Origin of the sequence: Streptomyces sp. NPDC059534 (assembly GCF_042743475.1) — a bacterium.
Classification (GTDB): Bacteria; Actinomycetota; Actinomycetes; order Streptomycetales; family Streptomycetaceae; genus Streptomyces.
Genome location: NZ_JBHWAQ010000118.1, coordinates 1 through 2,684 on the forward strand (window position 1 = coordinate 1; position 2,684 = coordinate 2,684).

The window sequence follows — 2,684 nt, forward strand, 5'->3', positions numbered from 1 at the left end:
GTGGTGGAGGCGTCGGGTTCGCGGGGGCCGGGTACGCCGATGGAGGAGCTGTTGTGCGGTCTGTTCGCGGAGCTCCTGGGGGTGGAACGGGTCGGCGTCGACGACGACTTCTTCGACCTCGGAGGCCACTCCCTGCTGGCCGTCCGACTGCTCAGCCGTCTCCGCGCCGAACTGAGCTCCGACATCGACATGCGGACGGTCTTCGCGGCGCGCACACCGGCCACGCTCGCCGAACGGTTCGTCACGAGAACGCCGGCGCGGAGCCCGCTGGGGCGGAGGCCCCGTCCGCGGGTCCTGCCGCTCTCGTCCGCGCAGCTGCGGTTCTGGTTCCAGGCGCAGACAGAGGGTGAGCCACCCGAGATCACCGCGGCCCTGCGGCTCACCGGCGACCTCGACGTGACGGCACTGCGTGCCGGCATCGGCGACGTGCTGGCGCGCCACGAGAGCCTGCGCACGGTCTTCCCGGTGGTGGACGGCGTACCGCACCAACGGGTACTGGACACCGGGACCGCTCTGGCGCGACTCGACTTCCCTGTGCGGCAGGCCACGGCCGAGACGCTGCGCGAGGTCCTGGCGGGCACCCCCGGCCGATTCGTCGACCTGACGCGGGATCTTCCGCTGCGGGGCGAGCTGCTGGCCATGGCGGACCGGGAACACGTCCTGCTGCTGACTGTTCACCACATCGCCTACGACGGCTGGTCGGCGGCCCGGTTCTGGCGCGACCTGTCCGCGGCCTACGCCGCACGCACGGCCGGCGTCGCGCCCGACTGGACCGAACTTCCCGTGCAGTACGGCGATGTCACCCTCTGGCAGCGCGAGGTGCTGGGCTCGCCGGACGACGCGGACAGTCTGCTGGCGAAGCAGCTGGGCTACTGGCGACAGGCCCTCGACCAGGCGCCGGAGGAACTGGCCCTGCCCGTCGACCGGCCGCGCCCGGCCGTCGCCACGCATCGTGCCGGTGGTGTCCCGCTGCGCCTGGACGCGGAGGGGTATGGGCGGCTGCTAGCGCTGGCCCGGCGGCAGGGGACCAGTCTGTTCGCCGTGCTCCACGCCGGCCTCGCCGCCTTGCTGCACCGGTGCGGCGCCGGGACCGACATCCCGGTGGGCAGCCCGGTCGCCTGCCGCAGCGACATGGCGATGGACGATCTGATCGGCTGCTTCCTCAACACCGTCGTCATTCGCTCCGATGTGAGCGGCGCCCCCTCCTTCACCGACCTCCTGGAGCGGACGCGCGTCCGGGTGCTGGAGGCCCTCGATCACCAGGACGCGCCCTTCGAGCGTGTGGTGGAGGCGGTCAGGCCGGTGCGTTCCCCGGCTCGCCATCCCCTGTTCCAGGTGATGCTCAGCCTGCAGAACAACGCGGCGGCCACAGTGGCTCTCCCGGGCCTGGAGTCGACGGAGCTGGTCGAGGCCGGGTCGTCGTCGACCGAGTTCGACCTGCTCTTCGACGTCACCGAGACCTCCCATGGGCTCGAAGGGTGGCTGGTGTTCGCGGAGGACCTCTTCGATCGCGCCACGGCCGAGGGTCTCGCCCGTGGATTCGAGAGCCTCCTCGCACAGGCCGCAGAGGACCCGGACCGTCCGGTGGGCCAGGCGGGCGATCTCCCCCTCCCGGCGGGTCGGGCTGTCCCGGACGCCGGCGAGGGTCCCGTGCGCGAGGTGCTGACAGGTCCGGTGCCGCGATGGTTCCGGCAGCGAGCGGTCCGCACTCCGCATGCCGTCGCGGCGATCTGCGGCGACGTGTCGATGACGTACGAGGAGCTGGACACGGCCTCGGACCGTTGGGCGCGGGCCATGAGGCGGCACGGGGCGGGAGCGGAGCGGCTGGTCGCGGTGATCATGCCGCGTTCCCTCGACCTGCTGGTCGCTCTCCTGGCCGTGCACAAGGCCGGCGGCGCCTATCTCCCCCTCGACCCGGGGCAGCCCAGAGCGCGCCTCGACCTGATCCTTTCCGACGCGGAGCCGGCCCTGGTTCTGGCCGACGCCGCCACGCGCGCGGAACGGGGGGACGACAGCTGGATCACCCCGGACGACCTCCGGTCGACGGAGTCTCCCGGCGGCGACGCGTTGCCCGGGGAGGCGCAGGCCGCCGGCAGCGCGGCCTATGTGATCTACACGTCCGGGTCCACCGGGCGCCCCAAGGGCGTCGCGGTCACCCACCTGAACCTGGCCAACCTGCTGGAGGCGATGGCGGACCGGCTTCCCCTGGACAGCGGGGACCGGCTGCTCGCTCTGACCACGGTCGCCTTCGACATCGCCCAGCTCGAACTGTTCCTGCCACTGCTCGCCGGCGCCTGCGTGGTCATCGCGGGTCCCGAGGAGGCCAAGGACCCCATCGCCCTGGGCGAACTCATCGGGAAGCACTCGGTCACCGTGGTGCAGGCCACGCCTTCCCTGTGGGGCGGGCTCCTCGACAGCGTCCCGGACGCCGTCCGGGGATTGCGCGTCCTCGTCGGAGGCGAGGCGCTCTCCGCCAAGCTCGCGACCGCACTGACCGGACACGCCTCCGAGGTGATCAATGTCTACGGTCCCACGGAGACCACCGTCTGGTCGCTGGCCGCACCCGTCCACCAGGACAACCGGGACTGCCCTCCGATCGGTCGTCCGTTGGCGAATACGCGGGTGTATGTGCTGGATGGGGGGTTGTCTCCGGTGCCGGTGGGTGTGGTGGGTGAGTTGTATGT

Annotated in this window: 1 protein-coding gene; it reads left to right on the forward strand. The window is 71.8% G+C overall.

The features are described from left to right. Positions 1–39: 39 nt before the first annotated feature. Positions 40–2,684, forward strand: a 2,645-nt coding sequence (locus ACFVZH_RS40150; RefSeq protein ID WP_384905569.1) for an AMP-binding protein, incomplete at its 3' end; no start/stop codon positions are given.